At 69.2% G+C, this 24,639-nt stretch carries 25 protein-coding genes; 24 read left to right on the top strand and 1 reads right to left on the bottom strand.

Annotated elements, in window-relative coordinates; all coding sequences use genetic code 11:
- The first annotated feature begins 22 nt into the window (after positions 1–22).
- The 22 genes from ASC66_RS07065 (at position 23) to ASC66_RS06960 (ending at position 21,226) form a co-directional block, all read left to right on the top strand.
- Positions 23–856, top strand: a complete 834-nt coding sequence (locus ASC66_RS07065; protein WP_055836943.1) for an ABC transporter ATP-binding protein — start codon at positions 23–25, stop codon at positions 854–856.
- A complete protein-coding gene (locus ASC66_RS07060; RefSeq protein ID WP_055836940.1) occupies positions 853–1,692 on the top strand; it encodes an ABC transporter permease in 840 nt (279 codons plus the stop codon). Before ASC66_RS07065 ends, ASC66_RS07060 begins: the two co-directional genes overlap by 4 nt.
- Positions 1,689–2,522, top strand: coding sequence for an ABC transporter permease (locus tag ASC66_RS07055; RefSeq protein ID WP_055836937.1), 834 nt, complete (start codon positions 1,689–1,691; stop codon positions 2,520–2,522). Before ASC66_RS07060 ends, ASC66_RS07055 begins: the two co-directional genes overlap by 4 nt.
- 179 nt (positions 2,523–2,701) lie before the next feature.
- The gene (locus ASC66_RS07050) at positions 2,702–3,616 is read left to right on the top strand and encodes an ABC transporter substrate-binding protein (RefSeq protein WP_055836933.1); all 915 of its coding nucleotides are present in this window, start codon (positions 2,702–2,704) and stop codon (positions 3,614–3,616) included.
- 80 nt (positions 3,617–3,696) lie between these two features.
- Complete coding sequence (locus tag ASC66_RS07045) at positions 3,697–4,716, top strand: alcohol dehydrogenase catalytic domain-containing protein (protein WP_055836930.1); 1,020 nt, start codon at positions 3,697–3,699, stop codon at positions 4,714–4,716.
- The gene (locus ASC66_RS07040; RefSeq protein WP_055836927.1) at positions 4,706–5,323 is read left to right on the top strand and encodes an OsmC family protein; all 618 of its coding nucleotides are present in this window, start codon (positions 4,706–4,708) and stop codon (positions 5,321–5,323) included. Before ASC66_RS07045 ends, ASC66_RS07040 begins: the two co-directional genes overlap by 11 nt.
- Entirely contained in the window at positions 5,320–6,540 is a 1,221-nt protein-coding gene (locus ASC66_RS07035; RefSeq protein WP_055836926.1) for a CaiB/BaiF CoA transferase family protein, read from the top strand. The genes ASC66_RS07040 and ASC66_RS07035 overlap by 4 nt, the downstream gene beginning before the upstream one ends.
- Positions 6,537–7,400: an amidohydrolase family protein gene (locus ASC66_RS07030; protein ID WP_055836924.1), complete on the top strand. Its 864-nt coding sequence runs from the start codon at positions 6,537–6,539 to the stop codon at positions 7,398–7,400. Before ASC66_RS07035 ends, ASC66_RS07030 begins: the two co-directional genes overlap by 4 nt.
- 23 nt (positions 7,401–7,423) lie before the next feature.
- Complete coding sequence (locus tag ASC66_RS07025; protein ID WP_055836921.1) at positions 7,424–8,269, top strand: DODA-type extradiol aromatic ring-opening family dioxygenase; 846 nt, start codon at positions 7,424–7,426, stop codon at positions 8,267–8,269.
- A complete protein-coding gene (locus tag ASC66_RS07020) occupies positions 8,266–8,601 on the top strand; it encodes a hypothetical protein (protein WP_055836917.1) in 336 nt (111 codons plus the stop codon). Before ASC66_RS07025 ends, ASC66_RS07020 begins: the two co-directional genes overlap by 4 nt.
- Positions 8,598–9,413: a coenzyme F420-0:L-glutamate ligase gene (locus ASC66_RS07015; RefSeq protein ID WP_055836915.1), complete on the top strand. Its 816-nt coding sequence runs from the start codon at positions 8,598–8,600 to the stop codon at positions 9,411–9,413. The genes ASC66_RS07020 and ASC66_RS07015 overlap by 4 nt, the downstream gene beginning before the upstream one ends.
- Positions 9,410–10,135, top strand: a complete 726-nt coding sequence (gene cofC, locus ASC66_RS07010) for a 2-phospho-L-lactate guanylyltransferase (protein ID WP_055836913.1) — start codon at positions 9,410–9,412, stop codon at positions 10,133–10,135. Before ASC66_RS07015 ends, cofC begins: the two co-directional genes overlap by 4 nt.
- A gap of 159 nt (positions 10,136–10,294) precedes the next feature.
- Positions 10,295–11,929: a TIGR04028 family ABC transporter substrate-binding protein gene (locus tag ASC66_RS07005; protein WP_055836911.1), complete on the top strand. Its 1,635-nt coding sequence runs from the start codon at positions 10,295–10,297 to the stop codon at positions 11,927–11,929.
- Between the two features lie 85 nt (positions 11,930–12,014).
- Complete coding sequence (locus ASC66_RS07000) at positions 12,015–12,995, top strand: ABC transporter permease (protein ID WP_055836907.1); 981 nt, start codon at positions 12,015–12,017, stop codon at positions 12,993–12,995.
- 146 nt (positions 12,996–13,141) lie between these two features.
- On the top strand, positions 13,142–14,050 hold the full coding sequence (locus ASC66_RS06995; protein WP_082492118.1) for an ABC transporter permease: 909 nt from the start codon (positions 13,142–13,144) through the stop codon (positions 14,048–14,050).
- The gene (locus ASC66_RS06990; RefSeq protein WP_055836904.1) at positions 14,047–15,756 is read left to right on the top strand and encodes a dipeptide ABC transporter ATP-binding protein; all 1,710 of its coding nucleotides are present in this window, start codon (positions 14,047–14,049) and stop codon (positions 15,754–15,756) included. Before ASC66_RS06995 ends, ASC66_RS06990 begins: the two co-directional genes overlap by 4 nt.
- Positions 15,753–16,958, top strand: coding sequence for an LLM class flavin-dependent oxidoreductase (locus tag ASC66_RS06985; RefSeq protein WP_082492117.1), 1,206 nt, complete (start codon positions 15,753–15,755; stop codon positions 16,956–16,958). Before ASC66_RS06990 ends, ASC66_RS06985 begins: the two co-directional genes overlap by 4 nt.
- Complete coding sequence (locus ASC66_RS06980; RefSeq protein WP_055836901.1) at positions 16,955–17,572, top strand: CMD domain protein; 618 nt, start codon at positions 16,955–16,957, stop codon at positions 17,570–17,572. Before ASC66_RS06985 ends, ASC66_RS06980 begins: the two co-directional genes overlap by 4 nt.
- Complete coding sequence (locus tag ASC66_RS06975) at positions 17,569–18,237, top strand: alkylhydroperoxidase domain protein (RefSeq protein ID WP_082492116.1); 669 nt, start codon at positions 17,569–17,571, stop codon at positions 18,235–18,237. The genes ASC66_RS06980 and ASC66_RS06975 overlap by 4 nt, the downstream gene beginning before the upstream one ends.
- Positions 18,238–18,481: 244 nt before the next feature.
- On the top strand, positions 18,482–18,733 hold the full coding sequence (locus ASC66_RS06970) for a hypothetical protein (protein WP_055836898.1): 252 nt from the start codon (positions 18,482–18,484) through the stop codon (positions 18,731–18,733).
- A 54-nt stretch (positions 18,734–18,787) separates the two neighbouring features.
- Complete coding sequence (locus ASC66_RS06965) at positions 18,788–19,303, top strand: anthrone oxygenase family protein (RefSeq protein ID WP_055836896.1); 516 nt, start codon at positions 18,788–18,790, stop codon at positions 19,301–19,303.
- Positions 19,304–19,384: 81 nt separating this feature from the next.
- Positions 19,385–21,226: a stealth family protein gene (locus tag ASC66_RS06960; protein ID WP_082492114.1), complete on the top strand. Its 1,842-nt coding sequence runs from the start codon at positions 19,385–19,387 to the stop codon at positions 21,224–21,226.
- Here the strand turns inward: ASC66_RS06960 and ASC66_RS06955 are convergent.
- Positions 21,216–22,139, bottom strand: coding sequence for a phosphodiesterase (locus ASC66_RS06955; RefSeq protein WP_286145583.1), 924 nt, complete (start codon positions 22,137–22,139; stop codon positions 21,216–21,218). The two genes, ASC66_RS06960 and ASC66_RS06955, sit on opposite strands and share 11 nt — an antisense overlap.
- A 229-nt stretch (positions 22,140–22,368) precedes the next feature.
- On the opposite strand from ASC66_RS06955, the gene ASC66_RS06950 reads away from it, so the two are divergent.
- Together ASC66_RS06950 and ASC66_RS06945 are read left to right on the top strand one after the other, a co-directional pair.
- Positions 22,369–22,725: a DUF488 domain-containing protein gene (locus tag ASC66_RS06950; RefSeq protein WP_055836890.1), complete on the top strand. Its 357-nt coding sequence runs from the start codon at positions 22,369–22,371 to the stop codon at positions 22,723–22,725.
- Between the two features lie 119 nt (positions 22,726–22,844).
- On the top strand, positions 22,845–24,545 hold the full coding sequence (locus tag ASC66_RS06945; protein ID WP_055836887.1) for a DUF7059 domain-containing protein: 1,701 nt from the start codon (positions 22,845–22,847) through the stop codon (positions 24,543–24,545).
- Positions 24,546–24,639: the final 94 nt, after the last annotated feature.

The following is a 24,639-nucleotide window of genomic DNA, read 5'->3' as shown; positions in this document are numbered from 1 at the left end:
TTCGACGAAAGGACGAGAAGCAATGAATGCTGCACCTGTTCAGGCGGCGCCTGCTGCGGCAACACCGCTCATCGAGGTGAAGGGGCTCACCGTTCGGTACAACATTGCCAGAACGGGAGAGACGCTCACGGCCGTTGAGGATGTCAACCTGACCATCAATCAGGGCGAGTTCGTGACCGTGCTCGGTCCAAGCGGCTGCGGCAAGACCACCGTGATGAACGTGATCGCGGGGCTGGTCAAGGCCACGGAGGGCGAGGTGCTCGTCGACGGTCAGAGGGTCACCGGCCCGAGCCCGGACCGCGCGGTCGTCTTCCAGGACTACGCGCTGTTGCCCTGGCGCACGGTGTTCGACAACGTGCGATTCGGCCTGGAGATGCAGAGCAAGTTCCGCGGGGTCGAGACCAAGCAGAAGGTGCAGGATGCCATCGAGCTGGTGGGGCTGAAGGGCTTCGAGCGTTCCTACCCGCGCGAGCTCTCCGGCGGAATGCAGCAGCGCGTCGGCCTGGCCCGTGCCCTCGTCGCCGAACCGCGGATCCTGCTGATGGATGAGCCGCTCGGTGCCGTGGACGCACTCACCCGCGAGGTGATGCGCGCCGAGCTCGAGAAGCTCATCGCCGGCACGGGCAAGACCGTGGTCTTCATCACCCACTCGATCGAGGAAGCGATCCTTCTCGGCGATCGCGTGGTCGTGTTCAAGAGCCACCCGGGTTCCATCCTCGAGATCCACGAGACGCAGATGGCCCGGCCGCGGAGCGAGAGGGGAGCGCAGAGCGATCCGCGTTACCTCGAGCTTCGCGACCACCTGTGGAGTGCCCTCGAGCACGAGGCGACCGACGCGGTGCGAGCGCGAGTATGACAACGCAGACCGTGGAAACGGGGAGGATCCAGACCGTCCGCAGCATCCGCACGGGTGGCTGGCCCGGCCTCCTGCGCCGCCGAGGGCTCATCTTCACGATCATCGACTTCGCGGTGATCATCGCGATCTGGCACATCGCCGTCGTCAACCTCGAACTGGTCAACCGGGTGTTCCTGCCCGCACCGATCGACGTCGTGCTCGGCTTCGGACAGCTGGCGGATGCCGGCCTGCTCTGGTCGAACATGGCCTACAGCGCCATCACCTGGTCGATCGGCTTCACGCTGGGCATCATCGCGGGCATTGTCATCGGCCTCGCGGTCGGCAGCATGCACGTCGCCTACAAGCTCGTGATGCCGCTGATGTGGGCGGCCTGGGCGACTCCGTTGGTGGCCATCCAGCCCATCATCGGCGTCTGGTTCGGCTTCGGCATGACCCCCAACATCGTGCTGGTCTTCCTCAGCACGGCGATCCCCATTTCGCTCAACACCGTCGCCGGTGTGAGCGGAGTCAACCCGTCGCTGCTGCGGGCGGCGACGGTCTACGGCGCGAGCACCTGGACGGCGTACCTCAAGGTGCGCCTGCCGTGGACCGCGCCGTACATCGTCGGCGGCATCCGTCTGGCGATCCCCACCAGCCTGATCGGTCTGTTGATCGGCGAGATGGTGAGCTCTCCCAGCGGAATGGGCTCGTTGATCGTGACGTCCTTGGCCAGGTTCCGCACCAACCAGGCGTTCTCGGCGATCGTGTTCTTCATCCTCGTCTCCGTGCTGCTGGTCTGGATCGCGGACTCCTTCGAGAAGCGTGCGGGAAAGTGGAGAGAGGTGACCGCACGATGAGCGCATCCTCACCCGTCGTCGCTGCAGCGCCAACGCTCAGCGCGCTGCAGTCATTCTGGATCGCCAGCCGCTGGCACTGGGCCATCGCGGCCGAGATCCTGCTCGTGCTGCTGGTGTGGCAGTACCTGCAGGGCGTCGTCGAGTTCTGGAACCCGGTCTTCATGCCGCCGCCCAGCGAGGTCTGGGCCGCGCTGGTCGGGATGTCGGAGAGTGGCGTGCTCTGGAGCAGTGCGGCGTACAGCGCCACCAACGCGCTGATCGGCTTCCTCCTGGCCGCCATCCTCGGTGTCTTCACCGGTCTGCTGCTCGGTTCGTCGAAACTGTTCTACGACATCGTCGGTGGCCCGTTCTGGACACTCTACGCGACGCCCCGCATCGCCTTCCAACCGCTGCTCGTGCTGTGGATGGGCTTCGGCAACGGGCCCAAGATCCTCATCATCTTCCTGATGGCGTTCTTCCCTGTGGCGATCAGCACCATGGACGGCATCCGCGGGGTCGACCCCTCGGTGATCAAGGCCGCACGGGTGTACGGAGCCAACCGGGCGCAGATCTTCTTCAAGGTGCAGCTCTGGGCGGCGCTGCCGCTCATTCTCACCGGGCTCCGCATGGGCGTCGCCCGCTCGATGATCGGCATCGTCGTCGGTGAGTTCATCGGGGGCAGCGAGGGTCTCGGCTTCCTCATCCGCCGAAAGGCTGGCGACCTCGATCTGGCCGCCGCCATCGGCATCACGATCATGCTCGTGATCATCGCGCTCATCGGCATGGCGTTGATCAACGTGCTCAGGCGGGCCGTGGCCCCCTGGTATATCGAGGGCGTTGCACGCAGATAGAGACGACGCCCCCACCGACCCCGTACCCGCGAGGACGTTCCACCCGAATGCAGTATCACTCTAAGGAAGTAGGCACCATGAGAAAGAGCATCACCGCAGCTGCTCTTGTGAGCGTGTTAGCGCTTGCCGGATGCAGCGCACCAGCCGCCGGGGGAGGTGCCGGCGACAGTTCCGTCACCGTGGACACTCCGATCGGCGAGGCCGAGAAGACCGAACTCACGATTGCGCTCTCGGCCCCCAACGTCGACAGCCAGGCCCCCGTGCACATCGCGATCGACAAGGGCTTCTACGAAGAGGAGGGCCTGACGATCTCGATCATCGACGCGGACAACATCCGCGAGGGCCTCGTCGGCGGCAGTCTCGACCTCGGCGTCGACAACTCGATCGACCTGATCGACGCGGCCGTCGCCGGAACCGGGCTCAAGATCGTGGCCGGCTACCGCGCCCGCGAACCCTTCCTGCTGGCCGCCTCGGCCGACGTGAAGGAACCGGCCGACCTCGAGGGCAAGCAGGTCATCCTCGGCGACGCCCCTGGCACGCCGATCATCGACGTGCGACTCAACGAGCTCGCCAAGGCCGGGTTCGACCTGGGGGGCGTCGGCTACCAGGCCGTCTTCCCGCCCGGTTTCTCGAACGCCTGGGTCGAGAACTTCGTCGCAGATCAGGTGAAGCTCACCCCGCTGTTCCCGCGCCACATCCCCATCATCGAAGAGGCCGGAGGACACTTCGTGCTCAACGAGATGATGGAGTGGCCCAACGACTCCCTGGCGACGTCGGAGTCGTGGGTGGCGGAGAACCCCAACACGCTGGCGCGGTTCATCCGCGCCACGACGAAGGGCATCGAGGTCTACAAGGACCTCTCGCAGCAGGAGTATGTGCAGACGCTGATGGAGAGCAAGGACTTCACCGTCACGGATGCCGAACGCGACCCGGCGATCTACGCCTACGGTCCGCTGCTGTACGACGAGAACATGCTGATGAATCAGGACAGCTTCGAAGAGGCGCTGGCCGCATTCGGCATGGAGGTTCCGGACTGGAACAGCTACGTCGACGATCTGAACCTGCAGCGTGCCCAGGCGGCGCTCGAGGGCTAACAGCTCGAATCTGTGCGGGCCGGTCCCCGGGTCGGCCCGCACACCCCCCCACCAGTCATACTCAGCAGACGGAGGCTCCGATGCTCGCAGCACAACTGCACCAGAACGGTCTCGACGGTCTCACCGTCGGATCGAGCGCTCCGCCGAGCCTCGCGCCCGGCGACGTGCTGGTGCGGGTCGTCACAGTCGGCGTGAATCAGCTGGACCTCAACGTGATCTCCGGCATCGGCCCCGGCGCCGCCGCGCAGTTGCCCCGCACGCTCGGCATCGACCCGGCCGGTGTGATCATCGGCCAGGGCGCGGCCGTCCCCGGCGACCGGATCGGCGAGCGCGTCGTCGTGAAACCGAATATTCCCTGCGGGGAATGCGAGCGTTGTGCCCGCGGCGCTGAGGGCGACTGCCCAAGGCAGTCCATCATCGGTGTGCACCGAGACGGCGGTGCGGCCGAGCTCGTGAGTGTTCCGAGCGACAACGCCTTTGCCATCGGCGACCTCGACTTCGCCATGGCCACGGCCGCCGTGCACAGCGTTCCGATCGCGCTGCACACCATCCGGGCGGCCGGCGGAATCGCGCCGGGCGAGCGTGTGCTGGTGACGGGCGCCAGCGGCGCCGTCGGCCGCGCCGCCGCCGAGCTCGCCAAGCACTTCGGCGGAGAGGTCGTCGCCATGACACGCTCCGTGGTCCCGCTCGGCATCGCCGGCATCCGCACCCTCAGCTACGTCTCGCTGGAGGACATGTCCGGCATACTGGCCGCCGTCGCGCCCGACGGCTTCGACGTGGCGATTGACGCCACCGGCCACGCCGGTGTGACGGCCGTCGCCGTCGCCTCCCTCGGCTGGGGCGGACGCCTGGGTTTCTGCGCGGCGTCCGTCGACGCGGAACTCCGCATCGACGCCAGAGACTTCTATCTCAAGCGGAAACGCATCAGCGGCACGGCCAGCGCCGACTTCGCCGAGGTTGCAGAGGCCATCGGCCTGGTTCGCTCCGGCGCGGTCACCCCGCAGATCGGTGCGCGAATGCCGCTGACGGCGATCGCCGAGGCCTACCGGGACTTCGGCGCGCGCGCCACACGCGGCAAGGTGATCATCGATGTCGGCTGAGGGCAACCGGGGCGCCCCGGGCGCCGCGGCGGCAGGCACCCTGCGGCGGAGCATCGAAGCACAGATCGCGCAGCTGACGGAGGATCCGCAGAGCGCAATTGTGCGCCCATGGGTGCGCACCGAGCTCGAGCGTGGCGTGCTCGGCGTCTCCCGGTTCACCCAGTACGGCACCGAGTACGAGTTCCGCTCCGACGAGGCGCTGGACCGCGGCGGCGAGGCCTCGGCGCCAAGCCCCATGCGCTATCTGCTGAGCGGTGTCGCGTTCTGCCTGCAGGGTTGGACGGCGAAGTGTTTCGCGCAGCACGACGTTCCGCTTGACGCACTCGCCGTCGAGTTGCGCACCACGATGGACATGCGTGGAGAGCTTCTCCTTGGCGATGTTCCCGCCCATCCCCAGTGGCTGGTCGCCGAGCTGACCGTGACGAGCTCCGCCTCTGCCACGTCGGTCGCCGACCTCGTCGCCGAGGCGGTGGACCGCTGCCCGCTGAGCGCGCTGCTGAAGCGTGCCATTCCGCTGTATGTGAAGATCACGCTGCGTGGCGTGGTCATTTCCGATGATCGACCGCCACCATTGCACAACGAAGAAAACGAGGAGCAGACCCGATGACGAGTCACCCCACCGCCGCTGCCACCCCGGCGTCCGGACCGCTCGCCGGCGTGCGCGTCATCGAGCTCGGCCAGTACATCGCCGGACCGTTCGCCAGCAAGCTGCTCGCCGACCTCGGCGCCGAGGTGATCAAGATCGAGGCGCCGGACGGCGACCCGATGCGACGCTGGGAGGGCACCGGCGGCTACAGCCCGCAGTTCGCGGCCTACAACCGCAACAAGCGCGGCATCACCCTCGACCTGAAGAGCGAGGAGGGGCTCGCCGCCCTGCTCGCGCTCATCGCCGACGCCGATGTGCTACTCGACAACTTCCGCCCCGGCGTCGCCGATCGTCTCGGATTCGGGCCGGCAGCGGCATCCGCGCTCAACCCCCGCATCATCACCTGCTCGATCACCGGTTTCGGCCCGGTCGGTCCGCTCGCGGCCCGCCCCAGCTACGACACGGTCATCTCGGCGGTCGGCGGCATGTACAGCCAGATCGTGCCCGCCGACACCGTGCGCCCGCTCGGCCCGGCCTTCTCCGATCTGCTCTCGGGCATGTCGGCGACGCAGGGCATTCTGGCCGCGCTGCACGCCCGGAACAACGATGGCGTCGGCCAACACGTTGAGGTGTCGATGGTGGGATCGCTCATCGACTTTCTCACCGAGTCGGCGTCGACCTTCTTGCAGACCGGTGGCACAACGGGGCCAGACAGCCGCCCGCGCCGTGCGCAGGCCTACGCACTCGTTGGCCGTGACGGCAAGGCCTTCGTGGTGCACATGTCGGTGCCAGAGAAGTTCTGGCGCGGCCTGCTCACCGTGCTCGAGCGCGAAGACCTCGCCGACGACGTACGCTTCAACACCCGAGAGGGTCGCGTGGCCAACTACGACGAGCTCGACGGCGTGCTCAAAGCAGAAGCGCTGCGGATGCCGCGGGCACACTGGATGGCCAAACTGGCCGATCACGACATTCCGCATGGCGCGCTCAACACCGTCGGCGACCTCTTCGACGACCCACAGATCCAAGCAATGGGGCTCGTCGAGCAGCTGGCCACCGCCGATGGCGGGAGCGTGTCCGTCCCCATCCACAGCACCGGCTTCAGCCGCAGTGGACGGCCGGAGTACCGCGCGGCCCCGCTGCTCGGAGCGGACAACGAGCTGGTGCTGGGTGCCCCGGCATCCGTCACCCCCGAGCCGACCATACCCCTCGCAGCAGAACGGCAGGAGAACGCCTCATGAGCGCACCCAAGGATCTCGTCGCGATCGACGTGCACACCCATCCGCAGACCGAGGAGTTCCTGGCTGCGATGGGCAAACGGCACGGCGAGATGGCTGCACATTTCGGCCGGGAGCGCCCCGTCGTCTCCTTCGCGGAGCAGGCCGACGCCTATCGTGAGCGCAAGATGATGGCCGTGATCGTCAACTCGGATTCCGAGACGACGTCCGGCATCAAGGGCGCGCCGAACGACCTGCTCGGCAAGGCGCAGAACGACCACCCCGATGTGTTCCTCTCCTTCGCGGGAATCGACCCGTGGAAGGGAGAGGCGGCGATCGCGGAGATCCGGCGAATGCACGCAGAGTACGGCATCGTCGGCGTCGGTGAGCTCAACCCGGCGAGGCAGAAGTTCCTGCCGAACGACCGACGCTTCTTCCCGATCTGGGAGGCGTGCGCCGAGCTCGGGCTCGTCGTGATGTTCCACGGCGGTTTCCCCGGTGCCGGGGCCGGAACGCCGGGCGGCGGCGGCTACCGGCTCGAGAACGCCCGCCCGGTTCCCTACATCGACGACGTCGCCGCGGAGTTCCCCGAGCTCAAGATCATCAGCGCGCACCCGGCCTGGCCGTGGCACCTGGAGAACCTGGCGATGGTGTGGCACAAGTCCAACGTCTACCTCGACCTCTCCGGCTGGGGGCCGAAATACCTGCCACCGGAGGTCGTGCGCTACGCCGACTCGCTCATCTCCGACCGGGTGCTGTTCGGCTCGGACTGGCCCGTGATGACCGTCGAACGCTGGATGAGCGAGTTCGACGAACTCGGCCTCAAGGAGACGAGTCGACAGAAGATCCTGCTCGACAACGCCCGCACCCTCTTCAACATCTGACCGCGACACCTAGGAGACACCCGATGGCCGAACTCGTTTTCGCCGCGGCCACGCCGCACAACCCGTTGCTCTGGCGCGCCATGGTCGAGCCGATCCCCGCTGACCTGCTGGGGGTCGCCGGCAATTTCAGAGCGATCGCCGCACAGATTCACGAACTCGAGGTGGACCTGATCGTGCTCGTCGGCAGCGACCACGTGCGGCAGTTCCACTCCGAACTCCTGCCGGCGTTCGTGGTCGGCAAGGCCGAGAGCTACCACGGCACCTGGGAGAACGAGGCGCGTGCATTCGGCATGCCCTACGTCGAGGTGACGGGGCACCGGGAACTCGCGGATGTGATCGCCGGGCGGGAGATGCTCACCGAGGCGATCGATTTCGCGGTGAGCAGCGAGTGGCGGCTCGACCACGGCTTCATCCTGCCGATGCTCTACCTCACGCCGGAGCTCGACATCCCGATCGTTCCGATCCAGGTCAACTCGACACTGCAGCCGTTCCCGACGCCGCGACGATTCGCCGCCCTCGGTCGACACATCGCCGAGTCCATCGCGGCCTGGGATTCGCCGGCCAGGGTCGCCGTGATCACCTCCGGGCACATGTCCACCGAGATCGGTGGCCCCCGCCAGTTCCTCGGCGGAGGATCCTCGGACGCCGATTTCGACATCGAGGCGGTCGGCTGGCTCGCCGACGGCGACATCGAGGCGGCGATCAACGGTTGCAGCTACGAGCGGGTGCTGGCATCCGGCAACCTCAGCTACCAGTTCGTGAACGTGCTCACCGCGCTCGCCGCAATGGGTGGGGCAGCGGCCGATTTCGCGGAGGCGACGCCCTCGCGCTACGCACCCAGCCCGTTCTTCTGGTGGAGGAAGCCATGAGCAAGTACATGATCAACAAACTCATCCGTGGGATCGAGCTGAGCGACGCCACCGTGCAGGCGTATATCGCCGACCCGCCCACGTTCGTCACCGGTTGGCTGGCCGGGGGAGCAGGACCGGAGACGCGCAGCGACGACCGCGAGCTGACCGCCGAGGAGCGCGCCGCCTTCGAAACCCGCGACTACGCCGCCCTCTACGCGCTCGGCGCGCACCCCTACCTGCTCTGGCACTGGGTGGAGGCCGTCTACCTCCACGAGGCGACGTGGCCGGACATGGTCGAGCGCTACCGAGCCGCCGTCACGCCGATCGGCTGGCCGGATTTCGTCGTATGAGCGCCCTCACGATCTGGGCCATTCCGGGCATCCCCGAGGTGACGGCCGGCGATGACCTCGCCGCGCTGATCGCGGAGGCCGTCGGCGAGGAGCTCCGCGATGGCGACATCCTCTCCGTGACCAGCAAGATCGTCTCCAAGGCGGAGGGCAGGCAGCTCCTCGCCGCCGACCGCGAGCAGGCCATCAGCGACGAGACGGTGCGCCTGGTCGCCAGCCGCCGGCATGAGCGCGGGCTCACCCGCATCGTCGAGAACCGTCTCGGGCTGGTGTTGGCCGCGGCCGGCGTCGACGCCAGCAACACGCCCGACGGCGTGGTCCTGCTGCTGCCGGAGGACCCGGATGCCTCGGCCCAGCGCCTGCGCGCTGACCTGTTCCGGCTGCTCGGCGTGCGCATCGGCATCGTCATCACCGACACCCTGGGTCGGCCGTGGCGGGTCGGCCAGACCGACGTGGCGATCGGCGCCGCCGGTGTGCGGGTCGTGGACGATCTGCGGGGCACGAGCGACGCCAACGGACGCCGGCTCGACGCGACGATCGCGGCCGTGGCCGACGAGATCGCCGCCGCCACCGATCTGGTCAAGGGCAAGAGCGCGGCCACTCCTGTGGCCGTGGTGCGCGGGCTGGCCCAGCTGGTGGCGCGGCGCGGCGAGAGCGAGCTGCCCGGCGCACGCTCGCTGGTGCGGGATCCCGCGGAGGACATGTTCTCGCTCGGGACAGCCGAGTCCTACGCGGAGGGCTTCAACGCCGGTGTAGCGGCTACCTTTGAACACGAGACTGATAGACAACGCGCGGCAGTGAAGGAGAAGCTATGAGCCCGGTGCTGGCACACGGTGGGGCCGAGCAGAGCGGCCCGGGGCACTCGACCGGAGCCCACACGCTGCTGTGGTCGCTGATCATCCCGGTGCGCCGGGCAGACACCGCCAAGAGCAGGCTCGCCGACGGTACGCCGCAGCTGGCCAGAGCGATCGCGCTGGACACCATCGTCGCGGCATCCCGCACCCGCGGTGTCGCCTCGGTCATCGTCGTGACCAACGACGATCAGATCGAAGAGGTGCTGGCCCCGCTCATCCACCCGGATGACTCGACGCTGCGGGTCGTGCAGCAGGGCCTCGTCGAGGGGCTCAACCCCTCGATCCGACTCGGCATCCGCGCCGCCTGGAGCGAGCACGGGCGTCGCGCCCTCGCCGTGATGTTGGGGGATCTCCCCGCCCTGCGCCCGGCCGAGCTCGAGAATGCGCTTGCCGCCGCCAGCCGGTATCCGCTGGCTGTCGTCGGCGATCATGCCGGCACGGGGACGACGCTCATCACCGCGCGCCTCGGTGCACGTCTCGAGCCGTCATTCGGTACCGGGTCCTTCGCGCGTCACGTGAATGCGGGGCACGAACCGCTCGACCTCGGCTCGGAGTCGACGGTGCGCGCCGATGTGGACACCCGCGCCGATCTGGAGCGTGCAGAGCGCCTCGGTCTCGGTCTGCACACCAGCGTCGAACTCTCTCCGGCGCTGGCACGCCGGATGCGCCTGCTGCGCGCGTAAAAGGCGCGATGCGCGCGTACGCTTCCGCGATGCCCGTGCGCAACCGCGTTACGGAGCGTGACGCGGTGTAACGCAGGGCGACACATTCACTCGCTTTCCGCTGTGCGGAGTTGACACCATCAACTCACCCACCCGCACCCACAGCGAAAGGCACCACGGATGTCACGAATCACCCGAACGCTCGCCGCGGCAACAGCCGCGATCGCGACCGCAGCCCTGCTGGCCGCGTGCGCCACAACCGCGGCGCCGGAGGCAGGCGGCAGCGCTGACTCCGCGACCCCCGTTGCCGGCGGCACACTCACCTACCTCGAGCACCAGGCCTTCACGAACCTCTACCCGCCGCAGGCCGGTTTCTACCCCAACGGCGGCGTTGTCAACAACATCGCGGCGCGACTGACCTACCAGAACCCCGAGACGCTCGAGATCGAGCCGTGGATCGCCGACTCGTGGGAGGTGAACGCCGACGCAACCGAGTACACCTTCACCCTCCGCGACGGCGTGACCTTCTCCGACGGCACCCCGGTCGACGCCGCGGCCGTCGCGAAGAACTTCGACGTCTACGGCCTCGGCAACAAGGAGCTCGCCCTCACCATCTCTGAGGCGATCAACAACTACGCCAGCAGCGAGGTCGTCGACGCCGCCACCGTGAAGTTCAACTTCTCGGCCCCGGCGCCCGGATTCCTGCAGGCGACGTCCACGATCAACTCCGGCCTGCTCTCGCCGGCGACGCTCGACCTGCCGCTGGAGAAGTTCGGCGCGGGCAACGCGGCAGCCATCATCGGCGCCGGCCCCTTCGTGATCAGCGACGAGAAGCTCGGCACAGAGCTCACCTTCACGGCGCGCGATGACTACGACTGGGCTCCGCCGTCGCTCGAGCACCAGGGCCGCGCCTACCTCGACGACATCCACCTGATCGTCACGCCGGAGGACAGCGTGCGCATCGGATCGCTCACCTCCGGTCAGGCCGACTACATCCGCTACGTGCAGGCCTTCGATGAGGCCGCCGTCGAGTCAGCCGGCTTCGAGCTCTACGCACCGCAGACCCGCGGCGTCAACAACTCGCTCAGCCTGCGCTTCACGAACCCGCTGCTCAGCGACATCCAGGTCCGCCAGGCGCTCGTCGCCGGGGTCAACGCCCAGGAGGTCGTCGACACGCTCTTCACCGCGAACTACCCCGTCGCCACCTCCTCGCTGAGCTCCACCGCGCTCGGCTACAAGGATGAGTCCGAGTACCTCGCCTACGACCCGAAGAAGTCGGCGAAGCTGCTCGACGAGGCCGGCTGGACCGAGGGTGCAGACGGCATCCGCGAGAAGGACGGCACCCGCCTCTCCCTCGACGTCTACGAGGCCAAGCCGCAGCCGCTCTCCAAGCAGACCCTCGAACTGGTCAGCCAGCAGCTGAAGACGATCGGTGTCGAGCTCAACGTCAAGGCCGCCGACGCCGGCAGCTACGCCGAGGACATCAAGGATCCGCTGAAGACGCCGCTCTACCACTCGATGGTCGGCCGCGCCGATCTCGACGTGATCAAGAGCCAGTTCCACACCAAGAACCGCAACGTGCTGCTCTCGGACGACACCACGCTCGACGCGCTGCTCGAGGCCGTGGCCAGCGAGCCGGACCCCGCCAAGCGCCTCGAGGCCGACGCCGCCGTGCAGGACTACCTGGCCGAGCAGGCCTACGTGATCCCGCTGTTCGAGGAGCCGCAGGTCTACGGCGCAGCCGACTACGTCGAGGGCGTCGAGTTCGAATCCGTCGGGCGTCCGAGCTTCTACGACGTCTGGCTGAACAAGTAACACCGCTCCACCCCGGGGTTCCGGATGCCGCGCGCTGCGGCATCCGGAACCACCCCGATTCACCCCACCACCAGGAAGGCACCCCATGAAGCACGTGCTCGCCCGCATCGGCCAGGCCGCCGTGGTGCTGTTCGTGGCCTTCGCCGCCACCTTCGTGCTGCTGCAGGCACTGCCGGGCGATGCGCTGATGATCAAGTTCGAGAACCCGGAGCTGGGGCTCTCGGCCGAGCAGATCGCCGCCTTGCGCGAGAGCTACGGGGTCGACATCCCGCTGCCACAGCAGTTCTGGCACACGCTCACCGGCTTCCTCGCCGGTGACTTCGGCTACTCGATCCAGAACGGCACGCCCGTCACACAGATGCTGGCCGAGGCCGCCCCGCAGACCATCACGCTCGCCGTGACGGCGTTCCTGCTGGCCGTGCTCATCGCCGTCAGCCTCGCCTTCCTCTCCTCGCTCACCCGCTTCGCCTGGCTGCGGGGCTTCCTCAGGGGCCTGCCAGGCGTCTTCGTCTCCGTGCCGGTGTTCTGGCTCGGAATCGTGCTGATCCAGGTGTTCTCCTTCCAGCTGAAGCTCGTGCCCGTGATCGGAGCGGACCCCGTGCAGGGACTGATCCTGCCGGTGCTCACGCTGGCGGTGCCGATCAGCGCCCCGCTCGCCCAGATCCTCGTGCGCTCGATCGACGAGGTCGAGCTCGCCCCCTTCGTCAGCGTCGTGCGGGCCAAGGGCGCCAGCCGGCGCCGCGTGCTCTGGAGCAACGTCGCCAAGAACGCGATCCTGCCGACCGTGACCATCGCCGGCGTGCTGCTCGGCGAGCTGATCGGCGGCGCGGTCGTGACCGAGACGGTGTTCGGCCGCACCGGTATCGGGCGCCTCACCGAGCAGGCCGTCTCGGCCCAGGACACCCCGGTGCTGCAGGCGATCGTCGTGCTCTCGGCGCTGGCGTTCGTGCTCACCAATCTCGCCGTCGACCTGCTCTACCCCGTGCTCGACCCGCGGCTGCGCCGGGTCTCGCGGGGCAGCGCCGCCCCGGCATCCGCCCCCGTACTGGAAGGTGCAGCAGCATGAGCGCCAAGTCCACCACCCCGTTGATTGAACCCACGAACCCGTTGATTGAGCCCACGACCCCGTTGATTGAGCCCACGAACCCGTTGATTGAGCCTGTCGAAATCTCCGAAGCGGTTTCGACAAGCTCAACCAGCGGGGGATCCGAAATGCCCGCTGGTCGAGTAGCTCGACGCGAAGCGTCGAGAAAGGCGGCAGCCCCGAATCCGGAAGACTCGGCAGCTGCGACCGATGCTGGAAGGTTTATCCGCGCACGGCTCCGCACCATCCAGCCCGGCCTCGTGCTGGCCTGGATCGTGCTCGGCGTCGTGCTCGCCTGGGCGATCGTGCCGTGGCTGTTCACCGGCCACGACCCGCTCGTCGGGGTGCCGGCCGACAAGCTGCAGGCGCCGAGCCTCGCCCACCTCTTCGGAACCGACCAGCTCGGCCGCGACCTGCTGGCCCGCGTGATCTACGGGGCCATCCAGTCGCTCTCCGGGGCGCTGGTCGCGGTCGGCGTCGGGCTCGTGCTCGGCACCGCGATCGGCGTGATCGCGGGCTCGACCGGCGGCGTGCTCGACGCCATCCTGATGCGCATCGTCGACGTGCTGCTCTCGATCCCCGGTCTGCTGCTCGCGCTCAGCATCATCATCCTGCTCGGCTTCGGCACCATCAACGCCGCCATCGCCGTCGGAATCGGCAGCGTCGCCGCCTTCGCCAGGCTCTCCCGCAGCGAGGTCGTCCGGGTGCGGCGGAGCGACTACGTCGAGGCCGCGTTCGGCAGCGGCGGGCGCTACATCGCCGTGCTCTGGCGGCACGTGCTGCCGAACTCGCTCGGCGCCGTCGTCTCGCTCGCCGCCCTGCAGTTCGGTGTCGCGATCCTGGCCATCTCCACGCTCGGCTTCCTCGGCTACGGTGCACCGCCGCCCACTCCGGAGTGGGGGCTGCTCGTTGCCGACGGCCGCAACTACATCGCGACCTCGTGGTGGCTCACGACGTTCCCCGGCCTCGTCGTCGTGGTCGTCGTGCTCGCCGCCAACCGCATCAGCCACTCACTTCGCGGGGAGAAGAAGAAATGACGCAGCAGGATGCCGCAACGCGGGTGCCACCGCTGGTTGAGCTTGTCGAAACCACGCCCGTCCTCGCGGTCGAAGGACTCAGCGTCTCGTACCGCACCGCGGCCGGGCTCAGCCAGGTCGTGCACGACGTCAGCTTCACCGTGCGCCCCGGCGAGGTCGTCGCACTCGTCGGCGAGTCCGGCTCCGGCAAGACGACGACGGCCCAGGCCGTCATCGGCCTCCTCGCCGAGAACGCCCAGCGCGACAGCGGCAGCATCCTGCTGAACGGCGTCGACATCGCCGGGTGGAGCGACAAACGCCTCGAGACCGTCCGCGGCGCCCGCATCGGCCTGATCCCGCAGGACCCGTCCAGCTCGCTCAACCCCGTGCGCACCATCGGCGCCCAGATCGCCGAGGTGCTGCAGATCCACAAGCGCGGCGACAAGGCGGCGCGGCAGGCCCGCGTCATCGAGCTGCTCACGCGCGTCGGCCTGCCCGACCCCGAGCGCCGCGCCAGGCAGTACCCGCACGAGCTCTCCGGCGGCATGAGGCAGCGGGTGCTCATCGCCATCGCCATCGCGCTGCGGCCGGAACTCATCATCGCCGACGAGGCGACGAGCGCACTCGACGTCACCGTGCAGAAGACGATCCTCGACCTGCTCGACGAGCTGCGCGCCGAGTTCGGCACCGCGATCCTCTTCGTCACCCACGACCTCGGCGTTGCAGCCGAACGGGCGGAGCGCATCGTCGTGTTGCAGCACGGCCGCATCCAGGAGCAGGGCGACACCCGCGCGGTGATCGCCAGCCCCGAGAGCGACTACACGAAGCGGCTCTTCGCCGATGCGCCGTCGTTCCACCTCACGCCGGCACGCGCGCAGCGCCCACCGGTTGCCCCGCTGTTCCTCCGGGATGCCGCGGCGGCCGCGGCCGAGAATCCCTACGCGGTCGAGGTCGACGACCTCGTGACCGAGTTCGGGCGCGGAGCGAACGCCTTCCGCGCCGTCGACGGTGTCTCGTTCCGGCTGCGCCGCGGCACGACGCACGCGATCGTGGGGGAGTCCGGCTCGGGCAAGACGACGACAGCCCGCGCCGTCGTCGGGCTGACCGAGCCGACATCCGGATGCATCATCATCGACGGCCAGCACGTCGCCAAGCTCCGCGGCGAGCAGCGCAGGCAGCTGCGCCGGCGCATCCAGCTCGTCTACCAGAACCCCTTCGGCTCGCTGGACCCGCGGCAGAGTGTGGAGCAGATCGTCGCGGAGCCGCTGCGGAACTTCGGCCTGGCCGACGGGGTGTCTGCCAATCGCCGCGGCCGCGGCATCCGAGCGGCCGAGCTGATCGACCTCGTCGCGCTGCCGCAGACCGTGCTCGCTCGGCGTGCCCGCGAGCTGAGCGGCGGCCAACGCCAGCGGGTCGCGATCGCCAGGGCGCTCGCGGTCAACCCGGAGATCCTGGTGCTCGACGAGGCCGTCTCCGCCCTCGACGTCACCGTGCAGGCCCAGATTCTGCGGCTGCTCGAAAGCCTGCAGGACGAGCTCGGCCTCAGCTACCTCTTCATCTCGCACGACCTCGCCGTGGTGCGGCAGATCTCGGACACGGTGTCGGTGATGAGCCGCGGCCGGGCCGTCGAGACCGGCAGCGCCAGCCAGATCTTCGGCAACCCACAACACGAATACACGCAGCAGCTGCTCGCAGCGGTGCCATCAGTCAAGGAGTTCTCAGCATGAGCGAAACCGCCGCAACCCCGCCCTCGTCTTCGGCCCAGCCCTCACCATCGGCACCGGCCCCGCGCGGTCTCGGATTCTTCACCCGTCTGCTCGACGAGGCTGCTCCGGGGGAGCGCTTCCGGCTCGCCGCCGAGCAGATCCGCACGGCGGAGCGCTTCGGATTCGACTCGGCCTGGGTCGCCCAGCACCACTTCAGCGCCAGCGAGGGTGGGCTGCCGGCCCCGCTCGTCTTCCTGGCCCATGTCGCCGCGCAGACGTCTGCGATCCGGCTCGGCACCGGCATCGTGACCCTGCCGCTGGAAGACCCGGTGCGGGTCGCCGAAGACGCATCCGTGCTCGACCTGCTCTCCGGCGGCCGGCTCGAACTCGGGGTCGGCTCCGGCGGAACCGCCTCCTCCTTCCCCGCCTTCGGCAAGCGCAGCGAGGACAGGGGCACGATCTTCGCCGACCACCTCGCCGTGCTGCGCGACGCCTTCGCCGGCCTGCCGCTCGGTGCCGGGAGGGCGACGACGGTCGGCTCGTCGACGAACTCCGCGGATGCCGCGGCGCTCGCCTCCGCCTTCGCCGCCGCCCGCGAGAACCGGCTCTACCCCGCGGCCCCGCAGCTGGGCGGCAGGCTCTGGCAGGCGACGTTCTCGGTGGCCGGCGGAAGCAGGGCCGCAGCCGCCGGAGACGGCCTCATGCTCTCCCGCACGCAGCCGCGCCCGCCCGGGTCGCCGCGCGCGAGCCTCGACGACATCCAGCGCCCCATCGTCGACGCCTACTACGAGGCACTGCCGGCCGGCGCGACGCCGCGCATCATGGCCTCGCGCACGCTCTTCGTCGCCGACAACCGCGCTGAGGCGCTGCGCATCGCCGAGCCGAACCTGCGCCGGGCGGCCGCCGGCTTCCGCGCCGGTGGCCAGCACATCGAGGGGGACTCACTCGAGGAGCTGATCGCCGGCCTCGACACGCACATCGGCACCGTCGACGACGTGATCGAGTCGCTCGCGGCCGACCGCAGCCTCGACCGGGTCAGCGACGTCGTCTTCCAGGTGCACTCCGTCGACCCGCCGCACGAACTGGTGCTGCGCTCGATCGAGCTCATCGCCACGCAGGTCGCACCGGCGCTCGGCATCGGGACCCGTGTCGCCGACCCCAGCGTTTCGTCATCCGATTCCCGCAGCACCGAATCCCTCGCCAGAACAGGAGCACACGCATGACAACCATCGCCCCACCCGACGTGATCGATGAGCTGCTCGGGGTCACCCCGGGTTCCGCCATCGACGAACTGCGCGCCCGTCGCCCGGTCACCCGCGCCAACGCCCAGGCCAGCTACGACGCGCTGTTCACCCCGGAGCACCCCGGAACCGTGAGCGCCGTCGAACGCTTCGCGGTCGCCGCCTTCGTCACAGGGCTGCACGCCTCGGGCGCCACGCAGCAGTACTACGCCGAGCAGCTGGCCAACGCGGCCACAGCCCCGGTCGCAGCGGAAGCGGCCCGCGCCCTGCCCCGGGCCGTCGCCGCGGAAATCACCGCAGCACGCACCAGCGGGCCCTACGGTGCCTACCCGGCAGGCCCGCTCAGCGCCGAAGACAGCGACGGCCTCCGCTACCGGGTCGCCCCCGAACGCCGCGACGTGCTCGGCGTGCGCCTGGCCGCCGCCCTCGAACACGCCCACCTGCTCGTGTTCCGCCCGCGCGAGGCCAGCCCGGCCGCGCTGCAGGCGTTGCTCGACGCGGGGTGGAGCACGAGCGACATCGTCACCCTCTCGCAACTCGTCGCCTTCCTCACATTTCAGATTCGCGTCGTCGCCGGATTGGAGCTCCTCTCATGACCACGCCAGCACAGCCGGCATCCTCGGCATCCGAGACCATCGTCGGCGGCACCTCCGACACGGTCGAGCACGTCATCGAACACCCGGGGCTCGACCGCCCGGTGGTCTTCACGCAGGCCGAGCTCGGCTGGGTGCCGTGGCTCGAGCCGCTGCCGGAGTCCGAGTTCGAGCAACGGCACTGGGAGGGCCTCGTCGACGCCTCGCGCGCCAAATCGCCCTACTTCGCGCTGCTTGCCCGTGACCCCGAGATCCTCGGCGCCCGCACCCGCACCGACAAGGACATCTTCTACAACACCAAGGAGGGTCTGCCGCGGGCCGAGCGCGAGCTCGCCGCCACCGCGACGAGCAGGCACAACGGCTGCATCTTCTGCGCCAGCGTGCACTCCCGCTTCGCGAGCCACCACTCCAAGCGCTCCGACGCCGTTCAGCGCCTGCTCGACGAGGGCACGGATGCCGGCCTCGACCCGCGCTGGCGGGCCATCGTCGACGCCTCCATCGCACTCGCGAGCACACCCGTCGCGCTGGATGCCGGCCACATCGCCGAGCTGCGTGCGCAGGGCCTCGACGAGCTCGAGATCGCGGACGTCATCCACGGTGCTGCATTCTTCAGCTGGGCCAACCGCCTCATGCTGAGCCTCGGCGAGCCGGAGGCCCCACAGGGCTGAGCCGCTCGCGTCGACGTCACCGTCGGCGGAGGAAACACGCGCGGGCGGAGGCCGGTTCTGGGGGAATCGGCCTCCGCCCGCGCTCATCGCCTCCCCAGGTGTTGCGAGCGGACGGGCTGCGCGACCGCACCGAGTGCACGCTCAGTGCCCGCCCGCAGGCGCAGCGGGGTCGCGCCCCGATCCGGCGCAGCGACGCGGCGAGGAGGGTGAGAGGTAGCCCGTCCTCTACCTCTGGAGCACCCCCATGTACGACTTCATCAAGTTGCTGTCCCACGCCGTGCGCGAGCGCGGCGAACGCCTGGAGCGTGGCGTCGCCCGCCGTCGCGCGGACAGAGCAGACTCCGGCACGATGCGGTCGAACAGCTCGACCGATCCGGCATGGGGCACCACGGATGTCGGGCCGGCGACCGAGCCGCTCACCGTGATCCCGCAGCCCGTGCCGGCCGGCAACCACATCGCCGCGCACCGCACCGGGCTCGGCCGACTCGCCTTCTGACACCGCTCGCCGAGAACTGTGGCGCCGAACGTCCCACGCTGCCACACTGGGCGGGTGACCTTCCCCGACGCGCTCATCACGCCGCTGACCATCGCAGCGGTGCTGGGTGGCGGCATCGTCGCCGGCGTGCTGCTGGGATTCTCCAGCTTCATCATCAGAACGTTGCGCGAACTCACAGCAGCCGACGGCATCCGCTTCATGCAGTCGATCAACCGCACCATCGTGCGCAGCCCATTCATCCTCGCGTTCATCGGAACGACCTTGCTCTCTGGCACCCTGATCGTCTTCGGCGTCGTCCTGTCGACGCGCGGCGCGGAGCAGGCCGCGGCCGCGCCCTGGCTGATCGCGGGCGGAGCGTTCTACCTCCTCGGCACGTTTCTCGTCACCGCTCTCTTCAACGTCCCCCGCAACACCGCGCTGGACGGCGTCGACCCGGCAAGCGCCGCAGGCCACGCGGTGTGGCGCGAGTACCTCGGATCGTGGGTGCGGTGGAACCACGTCCGCACCGTCGCTGCGTGCGGTGCGACGATTCTGTTCGCCGTGGCCCTCGCGGTGCGGGCGGTAGTCTGAGAGCTAGCCACCGAGTCCCCCTCACGCGCCGCGTGCACGGGTCGGCCTCGCTCTGGCTGAGTGTCAAGAGGGACCCTGTAGATGACTGAAAGCCCGCGCGATCGTGAGCAACACCACCCGTTGGCCGACCCGGACAAGCCGGCCGCCTTCGCCCGCAGCGACGATCCGCGCGCACAGGCACCTGAGCGCGAACGCCACGGCTTCCTGAGCGCCGAGCCGGAGCCGGTTCTGCGCCGTCACACGGGTCAGACTGCGCCTCTCACACCGGGCGCAGCTCCCCGCTTCACGCGCCACGACCTCGTGCTGCGCAAGGGCGAGTACACGCTCAGCTCTGGCCACTTCACCCCGCAGGAGTCCATGGTCGATGACCTCCTCGCCGTGCGCGGGGCACTCATCGAGGCCGGCATCGACTTCCTGCTCGTGCGCGGCGACAACGACCGCCCGGTCATCGCCGTCGACCGCCGCCAGCGCAAGCAGCTCAGCCGCGCGCTCGCCGCGGCATTCGCCGACGAACCGTTCTACTCCGCCACGATCGACCGGCCCGGCCAGCCCTCGGTGCTCCTGGCCGATGGCGCTCTCTCCCCGGCCCGCAAGGCCGCCGTGTTCCGCCTCTACCGGCCGCGGGTCGAGCCGATCGGCCGCCTCCGCTACGGGCCGGAGACCGCATTCCAGCTCGAGCTCTGGCGCTTCGGTGACGACGAGATCGTCGCCCCGCAGGAGAACGCCCTGATGCGGGCGCGGATGCCCAGGCACGAGGCCGTCGAGGACACCGTCGAACTCTACGGCCGCCGCTGGCGCACCCTCGAGAACATGTTCGCCGAGCTGGCCAGCGACGTCGGTTTCGACATCGACATGGTCTTCTCCTGGGTCGACGGCAGCGACATCGCCTTCCAGAAGGCCCGCGCCGCCCGCATGGCCGGCTACGTCGTGGGAGCCGGCGACGACTCCGACGCCCGCTTCCGGCAGATCGACGAGCTCAAGTACGCGCTGCGCAGCGTCTACCTCTTCGCCCCGTGGGTGCGTCGTATCTTCATCGCCACGGATTCCCCGGTCCCGGCCTGGCTCGGCGAGCACCCGCGGGTCACCGTCGTGCGCAGCGAGGAATTCTTCCAGAACCCGGATGCCCTGCCCACGCACAACTCGCACGCCGTCGAGTCGCAGCTGCACCACATCCCGGGCATCGCCCAGCACTTCCTCTACTCCAACGACGACATGTTCTTCGGCCGCCCGCTCAGCCCCGAGCTGTTCTTCTCGCCCGGAGGGGTGACGAAGTTCGTCGAGGCTGGAACCCGGATCGGCCTCGGCGAGAGCAACCCGAGCCGCAGCGGCCACGACAACGCCGCCCGCGTGAACCGCCGGCTGCTCAAGCAGCGCTTCGGCAAGGTGACGACGCGCCACCTCGAGCACTGTGCCGCACCGCTCCGCCGCGACGTGCTCGACACCATGGAGCGCGAGTTCCCCGAGGACTTCGCCCGCACAGCGGCCAGCCAGTTCCGCTCGGCCACCGACATCTCGGTCACGAATTCCTTCTACCACTACTACGCGCTGATGGCCGGGCATGCCGTCATCCAGAACCAGGCCAGGGTCAAGTACATCGAGACGACGCTGCGCTCGGCGCTGCCGGCGATGGACCGCCTCGTCAAGCGCCGCGATCAGGACATGTTCTGCCTGAACGACGGCAGCAATCCCGAGATCTCGGACGAGACGCGCACGGCCGCGGTCACCGAGTTCCTGGAGAAGTACTTCCCGTTCCCAGCACCGTGGGAGCGCGCGGAGGAGCCGGAGCCCGAGCGCGCCACGAACGGCGGGCACGGCATCGACGCTGAGGCGGCCGAGGCCATCAGCGATGCGGTGACGGCCGCCGCGGCATCCGGCCGCCCGTGGATCGAACCGGCGCCAGTCGCACCGTCGCTCAGGCCATGACGGGGATCGGCGTGGTCGGCGGCCCGTGCACGCTGGACGGCGCGATGTGGATGCCGTCCGCCGCCAGCCTGCGCGCGGTCTCGGCCGCGTCGACGTAACTCAGCGGCGCGTAGCTGCCGAGCGGAACGACCGAGTGCAGCACCGTGTCGGGGTAGACGTGCACGAGGTTGAATCCCTGCGCCCCGTCGCGGCCGCGGGTGCCGCCCACTGGAACGTTGAGGTCCTGGGTGTAGCAGGTGGCCGACGCCACCGACACGGGGATGCCGGCGAACGTCGCCGTCGACGAGTAGTGCAGGTGCCCGGCGATGATGCTGCGCACATCGCTGCCGCGGAGCACGGCGGCCAGCGGGCCCTGATCGCGCAGCTCGACGGACACGGCCAGGTCGAGCACGCTCGGGATCGGCGGGTGGTGCATCGCCAGGATGGTGCCGTGCGGGGCTGGCGTGGCCAGCTCGTGTGCGAGCCAGTCCAGCTGCGCCGTGGTGACCGCCCCGAAGTGGTGGCCTGGCACGGCCGAATCGAGCGTGATCAGGCGCAGCCCATTCAGGTCATAAGAGAAATCGACGGGCATCGTTGACGGCTGCTCGCCGAGCAGCTCGCTGCGGAACGCGCCGCGATCGTCGTGGTTGCCCATCACCCAGATGACGCGCGCACCGAGCCTGGCCGCGGCCGGTTCGACGATCTCGCGCAGTCGGCGGTAGGCATCCGGTTCGCCCTTGTCGGCGAGGTCGCCGGTGAAGACGATTGCGTCCGGATGCCCGCCGGACGCCTCGACCTCATCGAACAGGCATTGCAGCAGCGCGGTGCTGTCGACCCTGTCGTAGAGCTTTTCGGCGCCGGCGAGCAGGTGGGTGTCGCTCACGTGGAGCAGGAAATGATGTGGCCGTGGGTACTCGGCCATGTGTGTGTTCACACGTATCCTCTGTTCATCAGGGCGTGCTCTGCGTTGCGCACCCTCACGGTGCACACATTCCAGCAGACGAATCGGGATGTCGGCTGCGAATGGCCCGGCGCGCCGTAACTGTTCACGCCGGCGATGCCGGCCGTTCACCTGCGGCCGGGTGTTCTGCGGCCTCGTGTAATTCGCGCCTCTCGTAATTCGCGCCTCTTGTAATTCGCGCAGAAGCTGCGACCATCAGTGCATGGCTGTTCTGATCAAACGCGCCTATGACGACGCGTCACCGGACGACGGGTACCGTGTGCTCGTCGATCGGCTCTGGCCGCGCGGGGTGAGCCGGGAGCACGCCGACATCCACCTCTGGCTGAAGGCCGTCGCGCCGAGCCCGGAGCTGCGCACCTGGTGGAACCACGACCCGGCCAGGCTCGACGAGTTCGCCGCCCGCTACCGGGCCGAGCTCGACTCGGTGCCGGAGGCCTCCGACGGAGTCGCCCAGCTGCGCGCCATCGCCGCCGCGCACGACCCGCTGACGCTCGTCTACGGCGCGCGCGATCCCGAGGTGAACCACGCCGCTGTGCTCCGCGACTACCTCAACGGTTGAGCCTGCGTCCGTTGGTTGAGCCCCATTCCGTTGGTTGAGCCCCATTCCGCTGGTTGAGCCCCATCCCGTTGGTTGAGCTTGTCGAAACCCGGACGCCCGCTATGCAGTTGAATTGACGCATGGTTGTTGAACTGAATCCCGCCGCGATCGCCCTCCTGCGCGCCGACCTCGACGAGGCGCGCTACTCCGAGGCGAGCCTCGACGGCCTGTGGGGTCCGGATGCCGCTGCCGCCCTCCGCCGCAACGAGCGTGTTCCGGCGCTCCGCGCGCTCGCGGCGCTGCGCGCCCGACTCGGCGCCCCGACGGCCGTCGCCACCCTCGCCGAGCTGTTCGTGCTGGGCATGCCCGTCGGCCGGGCCGATCTGCAGGCGGCCCTGCCCAGGCTCGGAGTCGACGGTGCGCGTGCGCTCGGACTCGTCGGGCCGGCTGAGGAGCAGCCGGCATCCGATGGGCAGAGCGAGACCCTGCGGGCCCTGCTCGAACTGCGCCCGTACGGCTTCAACGACAGCCGTGGCGGCGGAGCGTGGTGGATCCTCTCCGACCTCGGGGAGCTCGCCCTCGGCGGACCACTCGGCGAGAACCACGTGCTCGGCGTCGGCGGGGCATCGCGCACCCTCTCGGGTCTGATGCTGCAGAACGAGGCCAGGAGCGTGCTCGATCTCGGAACGGGCTGCGGAATCCAGGCGATGCACGCGGCCAGGCACGCGCGGCGGGTCGTCGCGACCGACATCTCGCGCCGCGCCCTGGAGCTGGCCGCGTTCAACGCCGAGCTCAACGAGATCGACGGGATCGAGTTCCGCTTCGGCAGCCTGTTCGAGCCCGTCGCCGGGGAGCGTTTCGACCACATCATCAGCAATCCGCCGTTCGTCATCACGCCGCGGGTCGAGGGCGTACCCGCCTACGAGTACCGCGACGGCGGCATGGTCGGCGATGCGCTCGTCGAGCAGGTGGTGCGGGATGCCGCGGCGCACCTGACCCCGGGCGGCGTGCTGCAGATGCTCGGCAACTGGGAGTACACCGAGGCCGTTCCGGACGCCTTCGACCGGCTGCGCTCGTGGCTGGAACCGCGCGGGGGAGCCGCCGAGGCGGGCGCGGCGCTCGACTACTGGATCGTCGAGCGGGAGGCGCAGTCGGCAACGCAGTACGCCGAGACGTGGATCCGCGACGGCGGAACGCGCCCGGGTACGCCCGACTTCGACCGGCTCTTCGGCGCGTGGCTCGACGACTTCGCCGAGCGCGGCGTGACCCAGATCGGCTTCGGCTACGTGCTGCTGCGCGCCCCCGCGGATGATTTCGACAAGCTCAATCAACGGGATTCCCCGCTGGTTGAGCCGCTCCCGCTGGTTGAGCCGCTCCCGCTGGTTGATCCGCTCCCGCTGGTTGAGCCTGTCGAAACCCCGCGCCTGGAGCGGCTCGAGCGGCTGCACGCGCCACTCGGCGACAACGAGTGGGGCCTCGGGGTGCACCTCGGCAACTGCCTGGCCGCCCGCGACTGGCAGGCGGCACAGCCAGACGCCGAGCTCGCCGCGCAGTGCCTGAGCGTCGCCGGCGACGTCACGGAGGAGCGCCACTACTGGCCGGGCCACGACGACCCGACCGAGCTGTTGCTGCGCCAAGGCGGTGGCTTCGCCCGCACGATCTCGCCCGGCACGGCGCTCGCCGCCCTCGTCGGCGCCTCCGACGGGGAGCTCAGCGTCGGCGCGATCGCGGCGGCTCTGGCGCAACTGCTCGAGGTCGACGAGGCCGCCCTCCGCGCCGAGCTCGTCGACGGCGCCCGCCGACTGCTCGACGACGGCATCCTGCTCCCACCCGGAGCCTGACCGGCACGCCCAGCGCCCCGCGCGGCAGAAACTGCAGAGACGCGGCCGACGTTTCGGGCGCGACCGCGTCGTTTCTGCCGCGTCGGCAATGCGG

Origin of the sequence: Leifsonia sp. Root4, assembly GCF_001425085.1 — a bacterium.
Taxonomy (GTDB): Bacteria; Actinomycetota; Actinomycetes; order Actinomycetales; family Microbacteriaceae; genus Microterricola.
The sequence above is the reverse complement of the archived record's forward strand: the minus strand, read 5'-3'. Positions and strand labels throughout refer to the sequence as shown.

Excerpts from the sequence above, each read along its gene's own strand:
- ASC66_RS07065 (WP_055836943.1), top strand. The coding sequence starts at position 23 with ATGAATGCTGCACCTGTTCAGGCGGCGCCTGCTGCGGCAACACCGCTC.
- ASC66_RS07060 (WP_055836940.1), top strand. The coding sequence starts at position 853 with ATGACAACGCAGACCGTGGAAACGGGGAGGATCCAGACCGTCCGCAGC.
- ASC66_RS07055 (WP_055836937.1), top strand. The coding sequence starts at position 1,689 with ATGAGCGCATCCTCACCCGTCGTCGCTGCAGCGCCAACGCTCAGCGCG.
- ASC66_RS07045 (WP_055836930.1), top strand. The coding sequence starts at position 3,697 with ATGCTCGCAGCACAACTGCACCAGAACGGTCTCGACGGTCTCACCGTC.
- ASC66_RS07040 (WP_055836927.1), top strand. The coding sequence starts at position 4,706 with ATGTCGGCTGAGGGCAACCGGGGCGCCCCGGGCGCCGCGGCGGCAGGC.
- ASC66_RS07035 (WP_055836926.1), top strand. The coding sequence starts at position 5,320 with ATGACGAGTCACCCCACCGCCGCTGCCACCCCGGCGTCCGGACCGCTC.
- ASC66_RS07030 (WP_055836924.1), top strand. The coding sequence starts at position 6,537 with ATGAGCGCACCCAAGGATCTCGTCGCGATCGACGTGCACACCCATCCG.
- ASC66_RS07025 (WP_055836921.1), top strand. The coding sequence starts at position 7,424 with ATGGCCGAACTCGTTTTCGCCGCGGCCACGCCGCACAACCCGTTGCTC.
- ASC66_RS07020 (WP_055836917.1), top strand. The coding sequence starts at position 8,266 with ATGAGCAAGTACATGATCAACAAACTCATCCGTGGGATCGAGCTGAGC.
- ASC66_RS07015 (WP_055836915.1), top strand. The coding sequence starts at position 8,598 with ATGAGCGCCCTCACGATCTGGGCCATTCCGGGCATCCCCGAGGTGACG.
- cofC (WP_055836913.1), top strand. The coding sequence starts at position 9,410 with ATGAGCCCGGTGCTGGCACACGGTGGGGCCGAGCAGAGCGGCCCGGGG.
- ASC66_RS07005 (WP_055836911.1), top strand. The coding sequence starts at position 10,295 with ATGTCACGAATCACCCGAACGCTCGCCGCGGCAACAGCCGCGATCGCG.
- ASC66_RS07000 (WP_055836907.1), top strand. The coding sequence starts at position 12,015 with ATGAAGCACGTGCTCGCCCGCATCGGCCAGGCCGCCGTGGTGCTGTTC.
- ASC66_RS06995 (WP_082492118.1), top strand. The coding sequence starts at position 13,142 with ATGCCCGCTGGTCGAGTAGCTCGACGCGAAGCGTCGAGAAAGGCGGCA.
- ASC66_RS06990 (WP_055836904.1), top strand. The coding sequence starts at position 14,047 with ATGACGCAGCAGGATGCCGCAACGCGGGTGCCACCGCTGGTTGAGCTT.
- ASC66_RS06985 (WP_082492117.1), top strand. The coding sequence starts at position 15,753 with ATGAGCGAAACCGCCGCAACCCCGCCCTCGTCTTCGGCCCAGCCCTCA.
- ASC66_RS06980 (WP_055836901.1), top strand. The coding sequence starts at position 16,955 with ATGACAACCATCGCCCCACCCGACGTGATCGATGAGCTGCTCGGGGTC.
- ASC66_RS06975 (WP_082492116.1), top strand. The coding sequence starts at position 17,569 with ATGACCACGCCAGCACAGCCGGCATCCTCGGCATCCGAGACCATCGTC.
- ASC66_RS06970 (WP_055836898.1), top strand. The coding sequence starts at position 18,482 with ATGTACGACTTCATCAAGTTGCTGTCCCACGCCGTGCGCGAGCGCGGC.
- ASC66_RS06960 (WP_082492114.1), top strand. The coding sequence starts at position 19,385 with ATGACTGAAAGCCCGCGCGATCGTGAGCAACACCACCCGTTGGCCGAC.
- ASC66_RS06950 (WP_055836890.1), top strand. The coding sequence starts at position 22,369 with ATGGCTGTTCTGATCAAACGCGCCTATGACGACGCGTCACCGGACGAC.
- ASC66_RS06945 (WP_055836887.1), top strand. The coding sequence starts at position 22,845 with ATGGTTGTTGAACTGAATCCCGCCGCGATCGCCCTCCTGCGCGCCGAC.